Raw genomic sequence first — 213 nt, 5'->3', positions numbered from 1 at the left:
GACACGTTTTGAACCGCTTATTCGGGATTTCTATCAGCGCCTGCTGTCCAAGGGTAAGCCGTATAAGGTTGCCGTTACGGCATGTATGCGCAAACTGCTGACGATATTGAATGCCCGGATGCGTGATTACTTTGTCAAAAACGATACCACCGAAAATGGTATCCAAACGGCTTGATTTGAGTTTTGGTATTTTTGCCCGACGGGGTGAAAAAT

1 pseudogene is annotated in these 213 nt (G+C 46.0%); it reads left to right on the top strand.

Annotated elements, in window-relative coordinates:
- Positions 1–175 (top strand): annotated as a pseudogene (locus MB824_RS10705) (IS110 family transposase); the annotation flags it as partial.
- Positions 176–213 lie beyond the last annotated feature (38 nt).

This window comes from Kingella pumchi (assembly GCF_022288825.1).
GTDB classification, from domain to species: Bacteria; Pseudomonadota; Gammaproteobacteria; order Burkholderiales; family Neisseriaceae; genus Kingella_D; species Kingella_D pumchi.
The sequence above is the reverse complement of the archived record's forward strand: the minus strand, read 5'-3'. Positions and strand labels throughout refer to the sequence as shown.